Below are 22,986 nucleotides of genomic sequence, written 5' to 3'. Positions count from 1 at the left end.
CTGAACAGATTGCCCAGCGGATTCGCGAACTATTGCGCACCTTGCAGAGCGGGGCCACCCTTCGGGTATGACGCAGACCACACACCACACTCCCGACACGACCGCCCGGCAGGACGACCCCTTCCCGGTCAAGGGAATGGACGCGGTCGTCTTCGCCGTGGGCAACGCCAAGCAGGCGGCGCACTTCTACTCCACCGCCTTCGGCATGCGGCTGGTCGCCTACTCCGGACCGGAGAACGGCAGCCGCGAGACCGCCAGCTATGTGCTGGAGAACGGGTCCGCCCGGTTCGTCCTCACCTCGGTGATCAAGCCGGTGAGCCCCTGGGGCCACTTCCTGGCCCGGCACGTCGCCGAGCACGGTGACGGCGTCGTCGACCTGGCCATCGAGGTCCCGGACGCGCGCGCCGCGTACGCGTACGCCGTCGAGCACGGCGCCCGCGGCGTCACCGAGCCGTACGAGGTGAAGGACGAGCACGGCACGGTCGTCCTCGCCGCGATCGCCACCTACGGCGAGACCCGCCACACCCTGGTCGACCGCTCCGGCTACGACGGCCCCTACCTGCCCGGTTACACGGCGGCCGAGCCGCTCGTCGAGCCGCCCGCCGTGCGCACCTTCCAGGCCATCGACCACTGTGTGGGCAACGTCGAACTCGGCAGGATGAACGAGTGGGTGGCCTTCTACAACAAGGTGCTGGGCTTCACGAACATGAAGGAGTTCGTGGGCGACGACATCGCCACCGAGTACAGCGCGCTGATGTCGAAGGTGGTCGCGGACGGCACCCTCAAGGTCAAGTTCCCGATCAACGAGCCCGCCATCGCCAAGAAGAAGTCCCAGATCGACGAGTACCTGGAGTTCTACGGCGGCGCCGGCGTCCAGCACATCGCGCTGAACACCAACGACATCGTGGGGACCGTGCGCACCATGCGCGCGGCCGGCGTCGAGTTCCTCGACACCCCGGACTCCTACTACGACACCCTCGGCGAGTGGGTCGGCGACACCCGCGTGCCGATCGACACCCTGCGCGAGCTGAAGATCCTCGCCGACCGCGACGAGGACGGCTACCTGCTCCAGATCTTCACCAAGCCGGTCCAGGACCGGCCGACGGTGTTCTTCGAACTCATCGAGCGGCACGGCTCGATGGGCTTCGGCAAGGGCAACTTCAAGGCCCTGTTCGAGGCGATCGAGCGCGAGCAGGCCAAGCGGGGCAACCTGTAACGGCGGGCCCTACTCGCTGGGCGGCGGCTCGTCGGGTACGTCGCCCAGCTCCCGCAGCGCCTCTTGCGCCAGCGGCACCCGCAGCGGCGAGAAGTACGGGTTGATCCTGAGCGCCTCCTGAAGGTGCCGCCGGGCGGGGCCGGTCCGCTCCAGCTCCGCCTCGATCACCCCCAGGTGGTACGCGTACAGCGCGCTGCGCACCCCGCCGCCCTTCGCCTTGTCCGTCGCGACGGCCGCGTACGTCAGCGCCTCCTGGTCCTCGCCGGTGCGGTGCAGCGCCCAGCACAGCGCGTCGGCCACCTCGATGCCCGGCTGCCGCCGCCACTCCTCCTCCAGCCGCTCCACCGCCTCCCACGGATCCCCGTGGTCCGCCTCGAACCGGCCGGTCAGCAGCTCCTCGTCCACCCCGCCCGCCACCGACCGCGCCACCGCCTCCCGCATCCGCGCGTAACTCTCCTCGGCGGCGGCCGGCTGCCCCAGCGACTCCTGCAGCTCGCCCAGCTCCAGCAGGTCCTCCGGGCGCGGCCGGCTCGCGACGGCGGCCCGGTACGCGGCCAGCGCCTCCGAGGTGCGGCCCAGCGCGGCCAGCGTCCGCGCCCGCCCGGCCGGTGCCGCCCGCTGGTCCGGGTCGAGCCGCAGCGCCGCCTCGAAGTGCCGCAGCGCCTCCGGCAGATCCCCGCGCTCCCAGGCCAGCTGACCCACCCCGGCCAGCCAGTCGGCCCGCTCCGCCGGGGTGCGGGCGGCGGCCGCCGCGTCGGTCAGCTGCGCCACCGCGTCCTCGCGCCAGCCCCGGTCCCGGTACACCGCCGCCGCCCGCGCCATCACGGCCGGCCGCGCCGCCGCGTCGGTGCGCAGCGCCAGCAGCTTGTCCAGGGCGGCGCGGGCCTTCTCGTAGTCGCCGAGCCCGGTGTAGGCGTCGATCAGCGCCGGGTACGCCGACCACCGCTTCGGCGCCGCCTTCCCGGCCTCCTCGGCGTACCGTTTCGCCGCCGGGAAGTCCCGGCGGGCCAGCGCCAGCGCGGCCAGCCCGTCCAGCGCCTCGGTGTTCCGCGCCCCCCGCACCTCCAGCGAGGTCTTGAGCGCCCGCTCGGCGCGCGGATAGTCGGCCGCGTCACCCGCCCGGCGGCCCCGCTCCACGTACGCCGATCCCAGCACCGCCCAGGCCACGGCGTCCTTCGGCCGCTCCCGCACCCGCTGCTCCTGCCGCCCGATCAGCGTCGTCAGCGCGGGCAGCGCGGCCGGCACGCCGTAGGTCACCGCCGTCAGCGCCTGCTCCCGGGGCCGGGACTGCGGGCCGGCGGCGGGCGGCCGGGCCGGCCGGTGCCGCTGCGCCTCCGCGGGCAGCAGCACCAGCACCGCGCCCGTCGCCAGACTGCCCGCCAGCGCGGCGAGCAGCAGCCGCCGCACCACCCGCCGCCGGCGCGGTGCCGGCGGCTCGGAGATCAGGGACGTACCCACGCACTGCCGGTTCTCCATGGCGCTCACTGTGCGTCAATATGACGAGCACATCCGGGTGGCCCAAGGGCGGCGCGGGCGGGGTTCACACCGATGGCCGTGAGTGTCACGCTGTGATCATGAGCCGTATCGAAGCGCCACGCGACGAGCACACCGGTAACCTCGCCGACCGGCTCCTGGCCGGCCTGCCGCCCGAGGCCGTCCTGACCGACCCCGACGTCACCGCCTCCTACGCCCACGACATGGCGAGCTTCTGCCCGGCCGGCCGGCCCGCCGCCGTCGTCCTGCCGCGCACCGTCGAGCAGGTCCAGCACGTCATGCGCACCGCCACCGAGCTGCGCGTCCCGGTCGTCCCGCAGGGCGCCCGCACCGGCCTGTCCGGCGGCGCGAACGCCACCGACGGCTGTATCGCGCTGTCGCTGACCAAGATGGACCGCATCCTGGAGATCAGCCCCGTCGACCGGATCGCCGTGGTGGAACCGGGCGTGGTCAACGCGGCCCTCTCCCGCGCGGTCGAGGAACACGGCCTGTACTACCCGCCGGACCCCTCCAGCTGGGAGATGTGCACCATCGGCGGCAACATCGGCACCGCCTCCGGCGGGCTGTGCTGCGTCAAGTACGGCGTCACCGCCGAGTACGTCCTCGGCCTGGACGTCGTCCTCGCCGACGGCCGGCTGATGTCCACCGGCCGGCGCACCGCCAAGGGCGTCGCGGGCTACGACCTCACCCGTCTCTTCGTCGGCTCCGAGGGCTCCCTCGGCATCGTCGTCCGGGCGGTCCTGGCGCTGAAGCCGAAGCCGCCCCGGCAGCTGGTGCTGGCCGCCGAGTTCGCCTCGGCGAGCGCCGCCTGCGACGCGGTGTGCCGCATCATGGCCGGCGGGCACGTCCCGTCCCTCCTCGAACTGATGGACCGTACGACGGTCAAGGCGGTCAACGACCTCGCGCACATGGGCCTGCCCGAGACCACCGAGGCGCTGCTGCTGGCCGCCTTCGACACCCCGGACCCGGCCGCCGACCTGGCCGCCGTCGCCGCCCTGTGCGAGGCCGCCGGCGCCACCGAGGTGGTGCCCGCCGACGACGCGGCCGAGTCCGAACTGCTGCTCCAGGCCCGGCGGCTCTCGCTGACCGCGCTGGAGGCGGTCAAGGGCACGACGATGATCGACGACGTGTGCGTGCCCCGCTCCCGGCTCGGCGAGATGCTGGCCGGCGTCGAACGGATCACCGCCAAGTACGACCTGACGATCGGCGTGTGCGCGCACGCGGGCGACGGCAACACCCATCCCACCGTCTGCTTCGACGCCCGCGACCCCGAGGAGTCCCGCCGGGCCCGCGAGTCCTTCGACGAGATCATGGCCCTCGGCCTGGAGCTGGGCGGCACCATCACCGGGGAACACGGGGTCGGCGTGCTGAAGAAGGAGTGGCTGGCCCGGGAGCTGGGGCCGGTCGGGGTGGAGATGCAGCGGGCGGTGAAGCATGCCTTCGACCCGCTGGGCATCCTCAACCCCGGCAAGCTGTTCTGACCCCCCGGGCCGTTCCGGCCTCCCGAGCCGTTCCGGCCCCCCGTTCCCTGGCGTCCGGCTCACCGGGCGAGGAGCTGGTCGAGCGCGTCGTCGAGACCCGGCTGACCGCCCTCCGTGCCCGGCGGCACCGCCCGCAGCGTCCGCTCCAGCCAGGCCGAGACCTGCGCGACGGGCGCCTGGAGCAGCGCGTCGCCGTCCGGCGCGCTCAGCGCCATCAGGACGACACCGCGCCCCTCCGACCTCCCCGGCCACACCCGCACGTCCCCGTGCCCGCACGGCCGGAACACCCCCTCCACCAGCAGCTCGCGGGCGAACGTCCAGTGCACCGGGTGCTCGGAGTTGATGTGGAAGGCGATGTGGACGGCGTAGGGGTCGTCGGAGCGGTAGGTCAGCCGGGCCGGGACCGGGACGCTCTCCTCCGGCGACAGAACGAGCCTCAGCTCCAGCTCCCGCTCCACCACGGTGTGCCGCATGACGTGTTTCCCTTCTGGTCGGGGCCGCTCGGACCGGGCCCGTACCAGGGGAGAGCGGGCGGGGGCCGGACCATTACGCGGGTCCGGGGAAGTTTTTTTCGCGGGCCCCGGAAAGCGGGTACGGCGTTGCCCGGAAAGGGGTGGGTCCCGCCGGACTGGCGCTGCGGGCTGCCCCGGTCTGATAGATGTGGAGGCCCCCATCCCACCCCCGAGCAGATACGGGACGACGGACATGAGCGCCCCAACCCCGGCACCCGGCGACGACAGGCCCCGCGAGGGCTACTACCCGGACCCGTCCATCCCCGGCTACGTCCGGTACTGGAACGGCGCCTCCTGGGTGCCCGGCACCAGCCGTCCGGCGCCGAAGGACGGCGAGCCGCTCATCCCGCCCCCCGGCATCCGCCCGGCCGCCCCGGCCGTGGAGGAAACGGGCCCCCACTTCTTCGACGAGGACCCGCCCGCCGCCGGCACGCGGGCCGCGGAGTCCGGTCCGGCCGCCGACACCGGCCGGCAGGACCCCGCCGGCGCCCGGCCGGGCCAGTGGGCACAGGGAGCCCAGGCCGCCCAGGCGGATCAGTGGACCCGGGCGGGCGAGAGCGACCAGGCGGGCCCGGCCGGCCAGTGGGCCCGGACCGGCCAGACCGGTCCGGGTGGCCAGGCCGGTCAGTGGGGGGCCGTGGACCAGGCGGGCCAGAGCGGCCAGGCAGGTCGGAACGGCCAGGCAGGCCAAGGCGGCCAGGCAGGTCCGTGGGCCCAGGCGGGGCAGGGCGGTCAGGCGGGCGAGGGCAATCCGGCCGGGCGGGATGGCCAGGCGGTGCCGGGCGGTCCGGCGGCGCAGGGCGATGTGGTCGCACAGGCGGGCGAAGCCGCGCAGTGGAGCCAGTCGGCCCCGTCACCCCACTCCGGCCGGCCGGGGCAGCCGGGGCACTCGGGCTGGCTGGGCCAGCCGGACCAGCCGGGGCAATTGGGACCGGACGCTCAGCCAGGCCAACTCGGCACTCCCGCCCAGCCTGGAGCAACCGGTCAGTCCAGCACACCCGGCCTGCCCGGCACCCCTGCCCAGTCCGGCGGTCCCGGCCTGCCCGGTGCCCCCGCCCAGTCGGGTGCGCCCGCTCAGCCCGGCGTACCTGGTCAGTCCGGCGGGCCCGGTCAGTCCGGCGTGCCCGCCCAGTCCGGCGTGCCCGCCCAGTCCGGCGTATCCGCTCAGCCCGCCACCCCCGGTCTCCCCGGGCAGCGGGACCGGTCGGGTGGGTTCGGTGGGGACGCCGGGCGTGGCGGGGCGTGGGGCGCCGACCCGCGGGTGCCGATGGACTCCCCGGCCGGTTCCGGCGGCCAGGGTGCCGCCGACGGCGCCGCGACGGTCCTCCCGGCCGAGGCCGGCGACGCCCCGGACCCCGGCACGTTCGTCTTCCGGCGCCCGGTGCCCGGTCCGGCGGCGGCCCGTACCGACGACGGCACGATGACCATCCGCCCGGTGCCCGCCGACCCGCCCGGCCCCGCCGCCGAGGGCGCCCAGGGCCCCGTCGGCGCGCCCGCCGCCTCCGGTTTCGGTGCCGGCAAGGCCGCCGCCCAGGCCGCTGCCGCCGCGCAGGCGCCCGTCACCCCTCAGGCACCACAGCCGCAGGCGCCCCACCCCGCCCCCGCCGTGGCGTCCCCCGTGCCGCAGCAGTCCGGCCCCGCTCCCGTCACCACCCCTGTGACCAGCGGGCCCGGCGGCGGGCAGGCGTCCTGGGCGCAGCAGGTGCATCAGCTGGCCGGCGGCGGGGACGAGCCGTCCGTCGCGCCGTGGAAGCCACCGGTGGAGGACCTCTTCCAGGCCGCCGCGCGCCGGCAGGCCGCCGCCCGCCCCGCCGGGCTCGGCAGGCGGCTCGCGGCGCGGCTGATCGACCTGGCCGTGGTGGGGGCCGTGACGGCCGCCGCGGCGGTGCCGCTCGGCATCCGAGCCGTGGACCACGTCCAGCAGAAGATCGACGCGGCCCGGCTCTCCGGCCACCAGGTCACCGTGTGGCTGATCGACGGCACGACCGGTACCGGCCTCGGCATCGTCCTCGCCGTCCTGCTGCTCGCCGGGGTCCTGTACGAGGTGCTGCCCACCGTCCGCTGGGGCCGCACCCTCGGCAAGAAGCTGTGCGGTCTGGAGGTGCGGGACATCGAGGCGCACGAGCCGCCGACGTTCGGCCCGGCGCTGCGCCGCTGGCTGGTGTTCAGCGTGCCGGGTCTGCTGGTCGTCGGTGTCGTGGGCGTGCTGTGGTGTCTGTTCGACCGGCCCTGGCGCCAGTGCTGGCACGACAAGGCGGCGCACACGTTCGTCGCGGGCTGAGCGGGGAGAGGCGGAGGAAAGGACCGGGGGAGAGGCGGAGGAAAAGACCGGGGGAGGGACGGAGGGCGGGGCCTGGGAGGGCCGGGTACTCCGTCCGGCCGTCTGCCGGATGCGCGGCGGCGGCCCGCGGGTTCCACTCGGGCCATGAGCAGCGAACCGCCCCCCGGCTCCGGAGAGCAGCCCCCCGAGGACGACCCCTTCAGGAAGCGGCCCCCGTCGGACCAGGGGTCGGGCTCGCCGTACGACACCCCGCCCCCGTACGGCGGCGGCCAGCCCCCGCCTCCCGGCGGCCCGTACGGGGGAGGCCCCTACGGCGGTGGGCCGTACGGCGGCGGCCCCTACGGGTCCGGGGCGGGCGGCTATCCCGCCGATCCGCTGGCCGGTATGCCCCCGCTCGCCGACAGCGGGAAGCGGACGCTCGCGAGGATCATCGACATGATCCTGGTCGGCATCGTCGTCTGGCTGCTCACCCTGGGGTTCGGCGTGAGCGAGTACACCGTCGACGGCGACCGGATCGAGGTCGGCCGGTCCGTCGCCCAGTCCTTCATCGCGGCCGTGCTCTATGTCGCCTACGACACCTTCATGACCAGCCGGTCGGGGCAGACCCTCGGCAAGAAGTGGCTCGGCCTGCGGGTGGCCGATCTGGACAACGGCGCCACCCCGTCCGTGTCGACCTCGCTGACCCGCGCCCTGGTGCTGTGGGTGCCGTTCGCCTTCTGCTGCGCCTGTGTCTGGACGGCGATCGCGGGCGGCTGGAGCTTCTTCGACAAGCCGTACAAACAGGGCCTGCACGACAAGGCGGCCAAGACGGTGGTGGTCAGCACCCGTTGAGCGGCGCAGCGCCGGGGCGGGTCACAGGGCGGTGGGCACGCGCCCCTCGTGCGCGGCCGGCTCGGCGGGTGTCCGCGTTCCGCGCGTCCCGGGCAGGGGGACCGTCCAGGCGACCAGCAGGCCCAGCGCGAGGGCCGCGAGGGCGATGACGGCGATCCAGGGGCCCGAAGTCGTCCGCGACAGCAGCAGCATGGCGAGCGCCGAGACGACCACGGTGCAGGAGCCGTAGGCGAACTGTGCGGCGGTCGGACGAGGCATGGCGATCGGGTCCTCGGCAGTCTTCGGGGGAAGTGGGAGACGGCGCAGGCACGTTCGGTTCTCTGTGCCGTTCGATTCTCCTGGCGTCCCTGCCCGCAGGGAACTCCCGGTAAGCGTGACCTGACCGGCGGTGCCGGTGCACGGGGGGCGCACGGAGTCACCGGCCCGTCAGACGGAGGGTTCCGCAGGGCTGCCGGCATGTCGTCACCTGTCCGTAAAGCGAACTCCACCTCCGCATAGTGCACTTGTCCTGCTCAAGTCAAGGTCTGTCTTTTCTGCCAAACCTCTAGTCAAATGTCGTCACTTGACTACACGCGTTGATCTTGCGCGCACGGATTCCACCATGCCCGGAACCCCCTGTCCGTGTGCGCGGCGCGGGGGAGGAACTCAAGTGACCAGCAGATCCTGGACGTTCAGAGCGGCCGCCATCGGCGTGACCCTCGCGGCGGCGTCCGCCTCGTTCACGACGTTCGCCGTCGCCGAGGCGGGCACCCAGCCCCGGCCCGCCGCCGAGAACCGGCACGACCCGGCGCCGGTGAAGCAGCACAAGCACGACCTGGACGGCCCCCTGAGCAAGACCCAGGACGCCCAGCGTGAAGAGGCCCTGAACCAGCTCATATCCGGCGAGGCCACCGCGCAGGAGCGCAACGGCTCGAAGGTCGTCAAGCTCAAGAGCCGCAAGGGCAAGAGCAAGTACGTCGAGCTGAGCCGCGAGAAGACCGACAAGATCTTCACCATCCTGGTGGAGTTCGGGGACAAGACGGACCCCAAGTTCGGCGGCACGCCCGGCCCGCTGCACAACCAGATCGCCGCGCCGGACCGCACCAAGGACAACTCCACGGCCTGGCAGCAGGACTACGACCAGAAGCACTACCAGGACCTCTACTTCGGCACCGGTGAGAAGACCGAGTCGCTGAAGAAGTACTACGAGAAGCAGTCCTCGGGCCGCTACTCGGTCTCCGGCGAGGTCACCGACTGGGTCAAGGTGCCCTACAACGAGGCCCGTTACGGCAACAACGCGTGCGGTTCCACCAACTGCCCGAGCGTGTGGAACGTCGTCAGCGACGGCCTGAGCGCCTGGGTCGCCCAGCAGAAGGCGGCCGGCCGCACCGACGCCGACATCAAGAAGGACCTCGCCCAGTACGACCAGTGGGACCGGTACGACTACGACGGCGACGGCAACTTCAACGAGCCGGACGGCTACGTCGACCACTTCCAGATCGTGCACGCCGGTGAGGACGAGTCCGCGGGCGGCGGCGCCGAGGGCGAGAACGCGATCTGGGCGCACCGCTGGTACGCCTTCGGCACCGACGCCGGCGCCACCGGCCCGCAGAACAACAAGCTCGGCGGCACCCAGGTCGGCGACACCGGCATCTGGGTCGGCGACTACACCATCCAGCCGGAGAACGGCGGCCTCGGCGTCTTCGCCCACGAGTACGGCCACGACCTCGGCCTGCCGGACGAGTACGACACCGCCGGCGGCGACAACTCCACCGGCTTCTGGACGCTGATGTCCTCCGGTTCCTGGCTCGGCCGGGGCAAGGACTCCATCGGCGACCTGCCCGGTGACATGAACGCCTGGGACAAGCTCCAGCTGGGCTGGCTGAACTACGACACCGCCACGGCCGGCAAGCAGTCCACGCACAAGCTGGGCCCCGCCGAGTACAACACCTTCGACAAGCAGGCCCTCGTGGTCAACCTGCCCGACAAGGCGGTCACCACCACGATCGTCCAGCCCGCCCAGGGCTCCACCCAGTGGTGGAGCGGCAGCGGCAACGACCTGAAGAACACGCTGACCCGGTCCGTGGACCTGACCGGCAAGACCTCGGCGAGCCTCACCCTGGACGGCTGGTGGGCCACCGAGGACGGCTACGACTACGTCTACACCGAGGTGTCCACCGACGGCGGCGCCAACTGGACCGCGCTGGACGGCACGGCGGACGGCCAGGCCCTGCCGAAGGACGCCAGCGGCAAGCCCGCGCTGAGCGGCTTCTCGCAGACGCACAAGAAGCTGTCGTTCCCGCTCGACGCCTACGCGGGCAAGAAGGTCGACCTGCGCTTCCGCTACGCCACCGACGGCGGTGTCGCGGAGAACGGCTTCACCGCCGACGAGATCACCGTGACCGCCGACGGCGCCCCGCTGTTCTCGGACGACGCCGAGAAGGCCGACGCCGGCTGGACCGCGAACGGCTTCTCCCGCATCGGCGCGTCCTTCACCAAGGACTACAAGCAGTACTACATCGCCGAGAACCGGCAGTACGTGTCGTACGACAAGACGCTGAAGACGGGCCCGTACAACTTCGGCTTCGCGTCGCGTCCGGACTGGGTGGAGCACTACCCGTACCAGAACGGCCTGCTGATCTGGAAGTGGGACACATCCCAGGCGGACAACAACACCAACAGCACCAACGGTCACCCGGGCAGCGGTCTGATCCTCCCCGTCGACTCGCACCCGACCGCGCTGAAGTGGGCCGACGGCACGCTGCTGCGCAACCGCGTCCAGGCCTACGACTCCCCGTTCAGCCTGTACGCCACGGACGGCATCACCCTGCACAAGGCCGACGTCGCGCTGAAGATCAAGGGCTCGAAGGGCGTGCCGGTCTTCAACGACCACACCAGCACCTACTACGACCCGGCGAACCCGACCGGTGGCGTGAAGGTCACTGACACCAACACCAAGATCACGATCGTCAAGGAGGCCAAGGACGGCTCGACGATCTCCCTCAAGGTCGGCCCCGCGGTGAAGTAACCCGTATCACCGCAGGTCAAAAGCGTATCGGCGGCAACCCCTGGCGGGTTGCCGCCGATCGTGTTTAGGTGCGTCCTGTGGACCGCTTATTGACACCAATCGGAACGGGGATGTGACCGCATGGCCGCTGGAGGCTTCAGCAAGCTGCCGAACGGCACGGTGGTGGTGGCGCTCAACCTGCCGTACGGCTCCGCCGGGGTGCGGATCCTGGTGCACGCCGCCAACCGCGCACGCGCCCTGACCAGGCTCCGCAACCTGGGCCTGCGGGCGGTGTACCTCCGCGGCAACGCATCACCTCCGACACCGGACGAGATCACGGCGGTCCTGCACCACCCCGACGGCCTGGTCTGGCGCACGGCACCCACGGCCCCCACGGCGGCCGGCGGCGTCATGGCGACGGAACTGTGGCACCCCATCCGGGCGCTGCTGCGGGGGCCGGCGACGGTGGGCTGACGCGCCCGCTCAGCCGCCGACCACCGGTTTGCCGGTCAGTTCGACGCCCGCCGCCCGCAGCTCCTCCAGGGCCCGCTCGGTCGTCTCCGCGGCCACCCCGGCCGTCAGGTCCAGCAGGACCTGGGTGCGGAAGCCCTCGCGGGCCGCGTCCAGGGCGGTGGCCCGTACGCAGTGGTCCGTGGCGATGCCCACCACGTCCACCTCCGTGATCTCCCGGGAGCGCAGCCAGTCGGCCAGGGACACGCCGTGCTCGTCGGTGCCCTCGAAGCCGCTGTACGCCGCCGCGTACGCCCCCTTGTCGAACACGGCGTCCACCGCGCCGGAGGCGACCGCGGGGGCGAAGTTCGGGTGGAAGCCCACGCCCTCGGTGCCCGCGACACAGTGCGCGGGCCAGGAGCGGACGTAGTCGGGGTCGTCGGCGAAGTGACCGCCGGGCGCGATGTGGTGGTCCCGGGTGGCCACCACGTGCCGGTACCCGGTGCCCGCCGCCTCGCCGATCAGCTCCGTGACGGCGGCGGCCACGTCCGCCCCCCCGGCCACCGCGAGGCTGCCCCCCTCGCAGAAGTCGTTCTGCACATCTACGACGATCAAGGCGCGGCGCATGGTGGGTGTCCTTCGACTGAGAGTGAAGTAACCGAGCCTAGAGACTTCCGGGCTCGTGCGGGAGGGGTGGGAAGGGGCGGACGGCGGTCGCGCTTTAGCTACCCGAGCGCCCGTGTACGTACTCCGTCGGGATGACGGGTTCCCCGCGCGAGAGCTGGGTAGCGGACAGCGGCAGATTGGCGCGCGCCGCGATGTGCCGCTCCCGGGGCACGTCCAGCGGCTCCCGGGCCACCACGGTCCCGCCGCGCACCAGCGGTACCAGCAGCTGCCGGTCGGCCAGCTCGGCCGGCACCGGCCCGGTGCCGACGACCTCGGCCTCGGCGATCCCGTCCGTGTCCAGCCGGCGTGCCGCCCACTTGCGGCCCCCGACCGACATCTTGCCGCCGCTGGACTTCTTCGCGACCGGCACCAGCGGCGCCTTGGGGTCGGCGGAGTCGGCGCGGGCGACCAGCTTGTAGACCATGGAGCTGGTGGGGTGCCCGGAGCCGGTCACCAGCTGGGTGCCCACCCCGTAGGCGTCCACGGGCGCGGCGGCCAGCGAGGCGATGGCGTACTCGTCCAGGTCGGAGGTCACGATGATCTTCGTATCGGTGGCGCCCAGCTCGTCCAGCTGCTGCCGCACCCGGTGGGCCACCAGCAGCAGGTCGCCGGAGTCGATGCGGACCGCGCCCAGCTCGGGACCGGCCACCTCCACCGCCGTACGGACGGCCTCGGCGACGTCGTAGGTGTCCACCAGCAGGGTGGTGCCCCGGCCGAGGGTCTCCACCTGGGCCTGGAAGGCGTCCCGCTCGCGGTCGTGCAGCAGGGTGAAGGCGTGGGCCGAGGTGCCCACGGTGGGGATGCCGTAGCGGAAGCCGGCCGCGAGGTCGGAGGTGGTGGCGAAGCCGCCGACGTAGGCGGCGCGGGCGGCGGCCACCGCGGCCAGCTCGTGGGTGCGCCGGGCCCCCATCTCGATCAGCGGCCGGTCACCGGCGGCGGAGGCCATCCGGGAGGCCGCGGCGGCGATCGCGGAGTCGTGGTTGAGGATGGACAGGATCACCGTCTCCAGCAGGACGCACTCGGCGAAGCTGCCCTCGACGCGCAGGATCGGCGAGCCGGGGAAGTACACCTCGCCCTCGGGGTAACCCCATATGTCCCCGCTGAAGCGGTAGTCGGCCAGCCACTTCAGGGTCTCCTCGTCGACGATCTGCCGCTCGCGCAGGAAGCCGAGGACGCCCGGGTCGAAGCGGAAGTTCTCCACCGCGTCCAGGACCCGCCCGGTCCCGGCCACCACGCCGTAGCGGCGCCCGTTCGGCAGCCGCCGGGTGAAGACCTCGAACACGCTCCGCCGTTCGGCCGTACCGGCCTTCAGCGCGGCGCGCAGCATCGTCAGCTCGTACTGGTCCGTGAAGAGCGCCGTCGAGGGAACATCCACCGGCAGCCCAAGGTCCGCTGTGTTCATGTCGGGGAATCGTACTCCCTTTTCGTCGGTGTGACGATTTATGAAGGGCGTGGCAGCATGGGCAGTGTGACGTCACCCGCGCCCGTAGAGATCGAACGCACCGAGTCGGCGGAGGAGATCTCCGCCGTACCCGAACCCGACGTCCCCTGGGTCACCATCGTCCACAACGACCCGGTCAATCTCATGAGCTACGTCACCTACGTCTTCCAGACGTACTTCGGCTACTCCAAGGACAAGGCCACCAAGCTCATGCTCGACGTCCACCACAAGGGCCGGGCGGTCGTCTCCAGCGGGAGCCGCGAGGAGATGGAGCGCGACGTGCAGGCGATGCACGGCTACGGACTGTGGGCCACCCTCCAGCAGGACCGGAAGTAAACGCCGCAGATGCCCGGACACTTCGAACCGCTCCCCGGCGGCGGCGCGGCCGTCGCGCTCGACGACGTCGAGATCTCCATCATCCGCTCGCTGGCCGTCCAGCTCCTGGAGCTGATCGGTCCCGGCCCCGGCGCCGACGCCCCGGCCGATCCGCTGGCCGAGCTGTTCGCCGAGGGCCCGAGCGAGCCGCCGGCCGACCCGGTCCTGCGCAGGCTCTTCCCGGATGCCTACAGCGACCCGGAGCAGGCCCCCGCCTCGCCGGCCGAGGCCGAGGAGCGGCGGGCGCACTCCGCCGAGTTCCGCCGCTACACCGAGAACGACCTGCGCGCGGGCAAGCGGGAGAACGCGCTCGGCGTGGTCCGCTCGCTGGACGCGCTCGCCCCGGCCGGGGAGGGCGGCGCGGTGCTGAAGCTGACGCCGGAGGAGTCCCGGCAGTGGCTCGGCGCCCTCAACGACCTGCGGCTGGCGATCGGCGCCCGGCTGGAGATCACCGACGAGGACGACACGGATCTGCTCTACCGGCTGCCGGAGGAGGATCCGCGCAAGCCGATGGTGCTGGCGTACCTCTGGCTGGGCGGGCTCCAGGAGACCTTGGTGTCGACCTTGATGCCGTGAGGCGGAGTGGCTGGTTCCGATCGGTGTCCGCTCAGAGGACGCTCAAACCCGGATAACGATCGCATTACCATACCGGCCTTTTTTGATACTTTCGGACCGTCTTTGTCCGGTTTTGGCTGTGTGGTGCCTCACACTGCCCCTCTGTGATCAGTATTGCGCCCGTGATAAATCTTCACGACCGCCCGGCCAACACCACCCATGTTCGGCCGGGTGCGCCACCGAGCCGACGACCGTCGGCCAGGCAACAGCTCCATCAATCCGGGGGGATCGAGATCCGATCCGAGGCCGACGCAAGGCCCGGTTCGGTATGGAGAAAGGCGCACCACACATGACCTCAGCGCAGGTCGATCAGCATCGCGACGGCAATGAGGCCGCGGGGGCCGAGGGCGGCGAGGGGTATCAGCGCGGGCTCGGAGCCCGGCAGATCCAGATGATCGCCATCGGCGGGGCCATCGGCACCGGCCTGTTCCTCGGCGCGGGCAAGGGCATTTCCAAGGCCGGCCCGAGCCTGATCCTGGCGTACGCCGTCGCGGGCCTCATCATCTTCATGATCATGCGGGCACTCGGCGAACTGCTGATGTACCGCCCCGTGTCGGGTTCGTTCTCCGATTACGCGCGGGAGTTCATCGGCCCGTTCGCCGGATTCGTGACCGGCTGGACGTACTGGCTGTTCTGGGTGGTCACGGGCATCACCGAGGTCACCGCCGCGGCGAAATACATCACGTACTGGACCGACATCCCGCAATGGCTGTCGGCCCTGGTGTTCACCGTCATCCTCTACGGCGCCAACCTGATCTCCGTGAAGCTCTTCGGCGAACTGGAGTTCTGGTTCTCCATGGTCAAGGTCACCGCCATCATCGGCATGATCCTGATCTGCGCCGGCATCCTCACCCTCGGCTTCTCCGACGCCGGCGACACCGCCTCCGTCGCCCACCTGTGGAACCAGGGCGGCTTCTTCCCGCACGGCATCGACGACACGCTGATGACCCTGCAGATGGTGATGTTCGCCTTCCTCGCCGTCGAGCTGGTCGGTGTGACCGCGGGCGAGTCCAAGGACCCCAAGACCGTGCTGCCCAAGGCGATCAACACCGTGCCGTGGCGCATCGCCGTCTTCTACGTCGGCGCGCTGATCATGATCCTCTCGGTCGTGCCGTGGACCAGCTTCAGCGCGGGCAACAGCCCCTTCGTGGTCGCCTTCGAGAAGATGGGCCTCCCGGCCGGCGCGGGCATCGTCAACTTCGTCGTGCTCACCGCCGCGCTGTCGTCCTGCAACTCCGGCATGTACTCCACCGGCCGCATGCTGCGCGACCTGGCGCTCAACAGCCAGGGTCCCAAGGCGTTCACCAAGCTGACGTCGAGCGGTACCCCGCTGATCGGCACCACGTTCTCCGCCGCGCTGATGCTGGTCGGCGTCTGGATCAACTACCAGTGGCCGGGCAAGGCGTTCGACTACGTGGTCTCCTTCGCGACCATCTCCGGCATGTGGGCCTGGATCGTCATCCTGATCTGCCAGATCCGCTACCGGGCCAAGGCCGACCGCGGCGAGCTGCCCCGCTCGGAGTTCCGCGCCCCGGGCGCGCCGTGGACCAGCGTGATCGCGCTCGCCTTCATCGGCATGGTGATCGTGCTGATGGGCATCGACAAGGACGCCCGGGTCTCGCTGTACTGCGCGCCGGTGTGGGGCCTGGTCCTCGCCGTCGCCTATCTGGTGCTCCGGCGCCGCAACCCGGAGGCAGCGGCCTTCCGCAAGCGCTGAGAGGACCCCGGACCTTCCGGAAAGGGACGTCCGGCCGCCGGGAGCTCTCGTGGCGCCCCCGTCGGCCGCCGCTCAGGACGTCCGGCATGTGGGCCGTTCCGTACCACCCCTCGGTACGGAGCGGCCCTCTGCTTATCCTGACCCCCATGCTGACCATCACCCAGGCCCTGTACGACCAGATCGTCGCCCACGCGCGCGAGGACCACCCCGACGAGGCGTGCGGCGTGGTGGCGGGCCCGGCGGGCTCGGACCGCCCCGAGCGCTTCATCCCCATGCTGAACGCGGCGATGTCGCCCACCTTCTACGAGTTCGACTCCGGCGATCTCCTCAAGCTCTACCGCGAGATGGACGACCGCGACGAGGAGCCGGTGGTCATCTACCACTCCCACACCGCCACCGAGGCATACCCCTCGCGCACCGACATCTCCTACGCCAACGAACCCGGCGCCCACTACGTCCTGGTCTCCACCGCCGACACCGACGGCCTCGGCGACTTCCAGTTCCGCTCCTTCCGGATCGTGGACGGCCAGGTCACCGAGGAGGAGGTCAGGGTCGTGACGGACTACTGATCTCGCCCACCGGACGATATCCGTCCGGCATGCGGAATCACACTCCGGGCCGCGGGCCGGGAATCGATACGATGAGCCCATGGTTCTTCTCGACGTGGGCGACAGGGCGCCGGGCACGCTGCTCGTGGCGCGGCTGCACGTCGACCTGTGCAGGCTGAACAGCGCCCTCTGTTGACCCGCGCCGCTGCCGCCGTACGGCCCTGGGCCGCGGCGGGCCGCCGCCGCGCGCCTGACCGAACCGACGACACCTTCCGACAGGAGCCCTGAGCCATGGCCATCGAGGTCCGCATCCCGACCATCCTCCGCCAGTACACCGACGGCCAGAAGGCGGTGGAGGGCAACGGCGACACCCTCGCCGACCTGTTCGCCGACCTCGAGACCCGGCACGCCGGCATCCAGGCCCGCCTGGTGGACGGCGGCGAGCTGCGCCGCTTCGTCAACGTGTACCTGAACGACGAGGACGTCCGCTTCCTGGACGGCATCAAGACCAAGCTGTCCGACGGCGACAACATCACGATCCTGCCGGCCGTGGCCGGCGGCATGCGCTGATCGGCTCCCGAGCAGCGATGCGCTACGACTCCCCGCTGGCCGCGGTGGGCAACACCCCCCTGGTGCGCCTGCCGCGGCTGTCGCCGTCCCCCGACGTGCGGATCTGGGCCAAGCTGGAGGACCGCAACCCCACCGGCTCGGTCAAGGACCGCCCCGCGCTGCACATGATCGAGCAGGCGGAGAAGGACGGCCGGCTCACCCCCGGCTGCACGATCCTCGAACCCACCTCCGGCAACACCGGCATCTCCCTCGCCATGGCCGCCAAGCTCAAGGGCTACCGGATGGTGTGCGTGATGCCGGAGAACACCTCGCAGGAACGCCGGGACCTGCTCGGCATGTGGGGCGCCGAGATCATCTCCTCGCCGGCCGCCGGCGGCTCCAACACCGCGGTGCGCGTGGCCAAGGAGCTGGCCGCCGAGCACCCCGACTGGGTGATGCTCTACCAGTACGGCAACCCGGACAACGCGGGCGCCCACTACGCGACCACCGGCCCGGAGATCCTCGCCGACCTGCCCTCGGTCACCCACTTCGTGGCGGGCCTCGGCACCACCGGCACCCTGATGGGCGTCGGCCGCTATCTGCGCGAGCACAAGCCGGACGTGCGGATCGTCGCCGCCGAACCGCGCTACGACGACCTGGTCTACGGACTGCGCAACCTCGACGAGGGCTTCGTCCCCGAGCTGTACGACGCCTCCGTGCTCACCACCCGCTTCTCGGTCGGCTCGGCCGACGCGGTCACCCGCACCCGCGAACTCCTCCAGCAGGAGGGCATCTTCGCGGGCGTCTCCACCGGCGCCGCCCTGCACGCGGCGATCGGCGTCGGGAACAAGGCCGTCAAGGCGGGCGAGAGCGCCGACATCGTCTTCATCGTGGCCGACGGCGGCTGGAAGTACCTGTCCACGGGCGTCTACACGGCGGCCACCACCGAGGAAGCGATCGCCACCCTCCAGGGACAGCTCTGGGCGTAGGCCCTGTCGTCAGACAGGACCTGGCGGGATCCGGACGCGCCGGTGGTACGTCACATCCGCACCAGTACTCCTGCGGAAAGGCGGACTCCATGCGCCGTACCACGCCCCTCGTCCTCACGGCGGCCGCGCTGCTCCTGGCCGGCTGCGGCTCGCAGCAGGACACCGGGAGCGGCGGCCGGGCGCCGGCGCCGTCCGGCACCGGCGCGCCGTCGGCCGGCCGGAACGCCGGCGACTGCACCGGTCACGCGAACCTGACGGTCGCCGACCAGGACCGCACCGTCTGTGTGGCCGAGGGCGGCGAGCTCCGGCTCACCCTGGACGGCTCCAGGGCCCGCCCCTGGAAGCCGGTCACCGTGAGCGGCAGCGGACTGGAGGCGATCAACGCGGGGCTCGTCCTCCAGCCGGGCGACGCCACGGCCGCCTACCGCGCGGTGGCCGCCGGCACGGTGAGGCTCAGCTCGTCCCGCCCCCGGTGTCCCGAGCCCACCGCGCCGGACCAGGTCTCCTGCAAGGGCGTCGAGGAGTGGACGGTCACCGTCCGGGTCGGCTAACCGGCCAGGTGCCGTACCTGGTCCCACAGGACCGGGTCGACCACGCCCACCCGGCGGCGGAAGCCGTCCACCGGGACCTCGCGCAGCTCGTCGGTCTCCAGGAAGCTGGGGCGGCCCTGGGCGTCGCCGACCGCGCCGGGCGGCAGCGGGATCACCCCGCTGCGCTCGTCGTGGTACCTGCTGGTGATCTTCGCGACCGTGGCCCGGTCGCCGCGCACGGCCAGCACCAGGCAGGGCCGGTCCTTGTGCCCCGGCCGGTCCTCGAACGGGACGTGCGCCCACCAGATGTCCCCGGGCGACGGCCGCGGCGCGTGCCCGGAGCGCGCGCCCGCCCGGCCCGGGGGCCTGAGGCGCCGCCCGGCGGGCCGGCGGCCCCGGCCCCAGCCGTCGACGAGCGTGGCCACCAGCGCGAGCAGCACCACCGCCGCGAGCGCCAGCCACCAGGACGTGTCCATACGACGACGTTACCGGCGCGCGCCGCACATCGCGCGCCCTCCTGGGAACCCGGTGCGCCCCCGGTCCAGCCGAACCGGTGACAGCACAGGTGAGTTCGCCCACAACGGCCCCTGGCGGAGGAGCGACCCGCGCCCTCGCGCCTTACGCTCGACGGACCGCACGACCCCCGACAGCCCTCATCCGAGCGGCTCCGCCATCCTGCCCACCGCTTTTTCCGCCAACGGAGGTTTCTGCTTCATGAAGCTCACCGTCGTCGGCTGCTCGGGGTCGTTCCCGTCCGCGGAATCGGCCTGTTCGAGCTACCTCGTCGAGGCCGACGGCTTCCGGCTGCTTCTCGACATGGGCAACGGCGCCCTGGGCGAGCTGCAGCGCCACTGCGGTCTCTACGACCTCGACGCGATCTTCCTCAGCCATCTGCACGCCGATCACTGCATCGACATGTGCGCGTACTTCGTGGCCCGCTACTACCGCCACGAGGGCGGCCGGTGCGCCCCCCTGCCGGTCTACGGTCCCGAGGGCACCGAACACCGCCTGACCACGGCCTACGCGGACACCCCCTCCGCCTCCTCCATGAGCGAGGTCTTCGACTTCCACACGGTGAAGCCCTCCACCTTCGAGATCGGCCCCTTCACCGTGCACACCGAGCGGGTCCGACACCCCGTGGAGGCCTACGGCATCCGCGTCGAACACGGCGGGAAGTCGCTGACGTACTCCGGCGACACGGGGGTCACCGAGGCGCTGGACGAGCTGGCCCGGGACACCGATCTGTTCCTGTGCGAGGCCGCGTTCACGCACGGCAAGGAGAGCATCCCCGACCTGCACCTCAACGGCCGCGAGGCGGGCGAGACGGCGGCCCGCGCGGGCGCCCGCCGACTGGTCCTCACCCACATCCCGCCGTGGACCGACCCCCAGGTCAACCTGCGGCACGCGCGCGAGGTGTTCCCCGGACCGGTGGAGCTGGCCGTGCCGCGCCACACGTACGAGATCTGACGCCGGGCACGCGAAAAGGCCCCGGAGCCATGGCTCCGGGGCCTTTCCCACGCCTCGCTCACGCCTTGGTGAGGTCCTCGACCTCCTCCTCGGGCTCGCGGCCCGGGGTCTTCAAGTCGAACTTGACGATCGCGAACCGGAAGACCGCGTAGTAGATCACCGCGAACACCAGGCCGACCGGGATGATCAGCCACGGCTTGGTCGCCAGGTTCCAGTTCAGCAGGTAGTCGATCGCGCCGGCCGAGAAGTTGAAGCCCGCGTGGACGCCCAGCCCCCAGGTGACCGCCATGGACACGGCCGTCAGCACCGCGTGGATGACGTAGAGGACCGGGGCGATGAACATGAAGGTGAACTCGATGGGCTCGGTCACACCGGTCACGAAGGAGGTCAGCGCCAGGGAGACCATCATGCCCATCACGGCCTTGCGGCGCTCGGGGCGGGCGCAGTGCGCGATGGCGATCGCGGCGGCCGGCAGACCGAACATCATGATCGGGAAGAAGCCGGTCTGGAAGAGGCCGGCGGAGGAGTCGCCCGCGAGGAAGCGGGTGATGTCGCCGTGCACGATCTCACCGGAGGCGTTCTTGAAGTCGCCGAGCTGGAACCACGCCACGGTGTTGACGAACTGGTGCATGCCGACGGGGATCAGAGCGCGGTTGACCAGGCCGAACAGGGCCGCGCCACCGGCGCCGAGGCCGGTCATCCACTCGCCGAAGCTGGTGATGCCGTCACCGATGGGCTCCCAGACGAGGCTGAAGAGCACGCCGACCAGGGCGCCGACGAACGCCATGATGATCGGCACCAGCCGGCGGCCGTTGAAGAAGCCGAGCCAGTCCACCAGCTTGGTGCGGTGGAACCGCTGCCATATGACGGCGGCGAGCAGACCCATGATGATGCCGCCGAGCACCCCGGGGTTGTTGTACGTCGCCGCGACGATCTTCCCCTTCTCGATGTGCTCCTCGGTCACCGGGAAGGCCTGCAGCACCTTGTCGTAGACGAGGAAGCCGACCAGCGCGGCGAGTGCCGTCGAACCGTCCGCCTTCTTGGCGAAGCCGATGGCCACACCGATGCAGAACAGGATGGGGAGGCTGCCGGTGATGGCACCGCCCGCGGCGTTGAAGACGGTCGCGACCTTGTCCCAGCCCAGGCCGTCCTTGCCGAAGATGTCGTCCTGGCCGAGCCGGACCATGATGCCCGCCGCCGGCAGGACGGCGATCGGGAGCTGTAGGCTGCGGCCGACCTTCTGCAGGCCCTGGAGCAGGCCCGCCCCCTTCTTCTTGGCCGGCTTCTTGGCCGGGGCCGCCGACTCGGTGGCGGTGGTCATACTTCCTCCATCGGGCAGGGCGCCGCCCGGGAACCATGGAAGGGGACGGCAGCGTCTCTGGTCTACACCACCTGTGGTGTAGACCTGTTGTAGCACGATGAAGGCGGCGTAAGGAACCCGTGATTCCGCGACCGGGGCGCTACGCGCTGTGCGCCCCGCACCCGCGCTGACACGGCCTCAGACCTTGGTGACGTCCTCCACCTCCTCCGCCGGCTCCCGCCCCGGTGTCCGCAGGCCGAACCGGGTGATCGCGACGCGGAAGACGACGTAGTAGACGGCCGCGAGGCACAGGCCGATCGGGATGATCGCCCAGGGCCGCGTCGCCAGGTTCCAGTTGATCACGTAGTCGATCAGCCCCGCCGAGAAACTGAACCCGTCGTGCACCCCGAGCGCCCAGGTCACCGCCATCGACACCCCGGTGAGCACGGCGTGCACGGCGTACAGGGCCGGCGCGACGAACAGGAACGAGTACTCCAGCGGTTCGGTGATGCCGGTCACGAACGAGGTCAGCGCCACCGACAGCATCAGCCCGCCGGTCTCCTTGCGCCGCTCCGGCCGCGCGCAGTGCGTGATGGCCAGCGCGGCGGCCGGCAGCGCGAACATCATGACCGGGAAGAAGCCCGAGGTGAACTGCCCGGCGTTCGGGTCCCCCTGGAGGAACATGTTGATGTCGCCGTGCACCACCGTGCCGTCGGGCTTGGTGTAGCTGCCGAACTGGAACCAGATCGGCACGTTGAGGAACTGGTGCAGCCCCACCACCAGCAGCGCCCGGTTGGCCACCCCGAAGACGCCCGCACCCCAGGCGCCCGCGTCCCGCAGCCACCCGCTGAAGCCCTCCAGGGCGCCCCCGATGGCCGGCCAGACCAGCAGGCACACCACCGCGACCACGATCGCCGTGAACGCCATGATGATCGGCACCAGCCGGCGGCCGTTGAAGAAGCCCAGCCAGTCCACCAGGCGGGTGCGGTGGTAGCGGGCCCAGAAGAAGGCCGCCAGCAGGCCCATGACGATGCCGCCGAAGACACCCGGGTTCTGGTAGGTGAACGCGGTCACCGTGCCGCTCGCCGCCTGGCAGCCGGTCGTCACCACCTTCGCGCCCGCCGGGCACGCCTCGGGGAACTGCCGGAGCACGCCGTAGTAGACGAGGAAACCGGTCACCGCCGCGAGCGCGGTCGAGCCGTCCGCCTTCTTCGCCATGCCGATCGCGACGCCCACGCAGAACAGCAGCGGCAGCCCGAGCTGCCCGTCCAGCAGGGCGCCGCCCGCCCCGCTCATCACCTTGGAGACGTCCGTCCAGCCCAGGCCGTCCGCGCCGAACAGGTCCGGCTGGCCCAGCCGGTTCAGGATGCCCGCCGCCGGCAGCACGGCGATGGGCAGCTGGAGACTGCGGCCCATCTTCTGCAACCCCTGGAACAGGCCGTTCCAGCGGGCCCGGACGGGACCGGCCGTGCTCTCGGCGCTCATGGGTTTGGCGACCTTCCCCACGGTGGTGTAGACCAGTCGGCGGACGGTTCCGC

The 22,986-nt window shown here is 71.6% G+C and carries 23 protein-coding genes and 1 pseudogene; 16 read left to right on the top strand and 8 right to left on the bottom strand.

Features of this window, described 5'->3' with window-relative positions:
* Nucleotides 1-67: 67 nt before the first annotated feature.
* Nucleotides 68-1,216: a 4-hydroxyphenylpyruvate dioxygenase gene (hppD, locus tag HB370_RS16275; protein WP_030782767.1), complete on the top strand. Its 1,149-nt coding sequence runs from the start codon at nt 68-70 to the stop codon at nt 1,214-1,216.
* Between the two features lie 9 nt (nt 1,217-1,225).
* Here hppD and HB370_RS16270 read toward each other — a convergent pair whose 3' ends face one another.
* Nucleotides 1,226-2,692 carry a tetratricopeptide repeat protein gene (locus tag HB370_RS16270; protein ID WP_030782765.1) on the bottom strand — a complete coding sequence of 489 codons (1,467 nt, stop codon included), beginning with the start codon at nt 2,690-2,692 and terminating at the stop codon, nt 1,226-1,228.
* A 92-nt stretch (nt 2,693-2,784) separates the two neighbouring features.
* Between HB370_RS16270 and HB370_RS16265 the strand changes: the two genes are divergently transcribed.
* Entirely contained in the window at nt 2,785-4,191 is a 1,407-nt protein-coding gene (locus HB370_RS16265; protein ID WP_030782763.1) for an FAD-linked oxidase C-terminal domain-containing protein, read from the top strand.
* A gap of 59 nt (nt 4,192-4,250) precedes the next feature.
* On the opposite strand, the gene HB370_RS16260 is transcribed toward HB370_RS16265, so the two are convergent.
* Complete coding sequence (locus HB370_RS16260) at nt 4,251-4,664, bottom strand: SsgA family sporulation/cell division regulator (RefSeq protein ID WP_030782760.1); 414 nt, start codon at nt 4,662-4,664, stop codon at nt 4,251-4,253.
* Between HB370_RS16260 and HB370_RS42685 the strand changes: the two are divergent.
* From HB370_RS42685 to HB370_RS16245, 3 genes and pseudogenes are all read left to right on the top strand, one after another.
* A pseudogene (locus HB370_RS42685) lies at nt 4,663-5,019 on the top strand (DUF2510 domain-containing protein); the annotation flags it as partial. The gene HB370_RS16260 and the pseudogene HB370_RS42685 sit on opposite strands and share 2 nt — an antisense overlap.
* Before the next feature lie 582 nt (nt 5,020-5,601).
* Nucleotides 5,602-6,984, top strand: coding sequence for an RDD family protein (locus HB370_RS16250; protein WP_106980663.1), 1,383 nt, complete (start codon nt 5,602-5,604; stop codon nt 6,982-6,984).
* A gap of 144 nt (nt 6,985-7,128) precedes the next feature.
* A complete protein-coding gene (locus HB370_RS16245; protein WP_030782754.1) occupies nt 7,129-7,815 on the top strand; it encodes an RDD family protein in 687 nt (228 codons plus the stop codon).
* 21 nt (nt 7,816-7,836) lie between these two features.
* On the opposite strand, the gene HB370_RS16240 is transcribed toward HB370_RS16245, so the two are convergent.
* Nucleotides 7,837-8,073 carry a hypothetical protein gene (locus HB370_RS16240; protein ID WP_030782751.1) on the bottom strand — a complete coding sequence of 79 codons (237 nt, stop codon included), beginning with the start codon at nt 8,071-8,073 and terminating at the stop codon, nt 7,837-7,839.
* Between the two features lie 391 nt (nt 8,074-8,464).
* Here HB370_RS16240 and HB370_RS16235 point away from each other — a divergent pair, with 391 nt between their 5' ends.
* Together HB370_RS16235 and HB370_RS16230 are read left to right on the top strand one after the other, a co-directional pair.
* Complete coding sequence (locus tag HB370_RS16235; RefSeq protein ID WP_030782750.1) at nt 8,465-10,822, top strand: immune inhibitor A domain-containing protein; 2,358 nt, start codon at nt 8,465-8,467, stop codon at nt 10,820-10,822.
* A gap of 120 nt (nt 10,823-10,942) precedes the next feature.
* On the top strand, nt 10,943-11,275 hold the full coding sequence (locus HB370_RS16230; RefSeq protein ID WP_030782747.1) for a hypothetical protein: 333 nt from the start codon (nt 10,943-10,945) through the stop codon (nt 11,273-11,275).
* A gap of 9 nt (nt 11,276-11,284) precedes the next feature.
* Here HB370_RS16230 and HB370_RS16225 read toward each other — a convergent pair whose 3' ends face one another.
* Both HB370_RS16225 and HB370_RS16220 read right to left on the bottom strand, forming a co-directional pair.
* Entirely contained in the window at nt 11,285-11,878 is a 594-nt protein-coding gene (locus HB370_RS16225; RefSeq protein ID WP_030782743.1) for an isochorismatase family protein, read from the bottom strand.
* A 94-nt stretch (nt 11,879-11,972) separates the two neighbouring features.
* A complete protein-coding gene (locus HB370_RS16220) occupies nt 11,973-13,319 on the bottom strand; it encodes a nicotinate phosphoribosyltransferase (protein WP_030782741.1) in 1,347 nt (448 codons plus the stop codon).
* Nucleotides 13,320-13,376: 57 nt separating this feature from the next.
* Here HB370_RS16220 and clpS point away from each other — a divergent pair, with 57 nt between their 5' ends.
* From clpS to HB370_RS16185, 8 genes are all read left to right on the top strand, one after another.
* Nucleotides 13,377-13,694, top strand: coding sequence for an ATP-dependent Clp protease adapter ClpS (gene clpS, locus HB370_RS16215; protein ID WP_030782738.1), 318 nt, complete (start codon nt 13,377-13,379; stop codon nt 13,692-13,694).
* Nucleotides 13,695-13,703: 9 nt separating this feature from the next.
* On the top strand, nt 13,704-14,309 hold the full coding sequence (locus tag HB370_RS16210; RefSeq protein WP_030782736.1) for a DUF2017 domain-containing protein: 606 nt from the start codon (nt 13,704-13,706) through the stop codon (nt 14,307-14,309).
* 328 nt (nt 14,310-14,637) lie between these two features.
* Entirely contained in the window at nt 14,638-16,065 is a 1,428-nt protein-coding gene (locus tag HB370_RS16205; RefSeq protein ID WP_030782734.1) for an amino acid permease, read from the top strand.
* A 146-nt stretch (nt 16,066-16,211) separates the two neighbouring features.
* Nucleotides 16,212-16,634, top strand: a complete 423-nt coding sequence (locus tag HB370_RS16200) for a M67 family metallopeptidase (protein WP_030782731.1) — start codon at nt 16,212-16,214, stop codon at nt 16,632-16,634.
* Between the two features lie 79 nt (nt 16,635-16,713).
* Nucleotides 16,714-16,809, top strand: coding sequence for a putative leader peptide (locus HB370_RS42680; RefSeq protein ID WP_342447365.1), 96 nt, complete (start codon nt 16,714-16,716; stop codon nt 16,807-16,809).
* A gap of 95 nt (nt 16,810-16,904) precedes the next feature.
* A complete protein-coding gene (locus HB370_RS16195) occupies nt 16,905-17,183 on the top strand; it encodes a MoaD/ThiS family protein (RefSeq protein WP_030782727.1) in 279 nt (92 codons plus the stop codon).
* A gap of 17 nt (nt 17,184-17,200) precedes the next feature.
* Complete coding sequence (locus HB370_RS16190) at nt 17,201-18,151, top strand: cysteine synthase (protein ID WP_030782723.1); 951 nt, start codon at nt 17,201-17,203, stop codon at nt 18,149-18,151.
* 89 nt (nt 18,152-18,240) lie between these two features.
* The gene (locus tag HB370_RS16185; protein ID WP_030782720.1) at nt 18,241-18,702 is read left to right on the top strand and encodes a hypothetical protein; all 462 of its coding nucleotides are present in this window, start codon (nt 18,241-18,243) and stop codon (nt 18,700-18,702) included.
* Here the strand turns inward: HB370_RS16185 and HB370_RS16180 are convergent.
* Nucleotides 18,699-19,157 carry a type II toxin-antitoxin system PemK/MazF family toxin gene (locus tag HB370_RS16180; RefSeq protein ID WP_030782717.1) on the bottom strand — a complete coding sequence of 153 codons (459 nt, stop codon included), beginning with the start codon at nt 19,155-19,157 and terminating at the stop codon, nt 18,699-18,701. The genes HB370_RS16185 and HB370_RS16180 overlap by 4 nt on opposite strands.
* 238 nt (nt 19,158-19,395) lie before the next feature.
* Here HB370_RS16180 and HB370_RS16175 point away from each other — a divergent pair, with 238 nt between their 5' ends.
* Nucleotides 19,396-20,148, top strand: a complete 753-nt coding sequence (locus tag HB370_RS16175) for an MBL fold metallo-hydrolase (protein ID WP_030782714.1) — start codon at nt 19,396-19,398, stop codon at nt 20,146-20,148.
* A 58-nt stretch (nt 20,149-20,206) separates the two neighbouring features.
* On the opposite strand, the gene HB370_RS16170 is transcribed toward HB370_RS16175, so the two are convergent.
* Both HB370_RS16170 and HB370_RS16165 read right to left on the bottom strand, forming a co-directional pair.
* Nucleotides 20,207-21,469, bottom strand: coding sequence for a PTS transporter subunit EIIC (locus tag HB370_RS16170; RefSeq protein ID WP_030782711.1), 1,263 nt, complete (start codon nt 21,467-21,469; stop codon nt 20,207-20,209).
* Nucleotides 21,470-21,646: 177 nt separating this feature from the next.
* Nucleotides 21,647-22,933, bottom strand: coding sequence for a PTS transporter subunit EIIC (locus HB370_RS16165; protein WP_030782708.1), 1,287 nt, complete (start codon nt 22,931-22,933; stop codon nt 21,647-21,649).
* Between the last annotated feature and the right edge of the window lie 53 nt (nt 22,934-22,986).

Source organism: Streptomyces sp. DSM 40868, assembly GCF_011820545.1.
Taxonomy (GTDB): domain Bacteria; phylum Actinomycetota; class Actinomycetes; order Streptomycetales; family Streptomycetaceae; genus Streptomyces; species Streptomyces eurythermus.
Note: the sequence above shows the minus strand (reverse complement) of the source record. Positions and strands in the feature narration are given on the sequence as shown.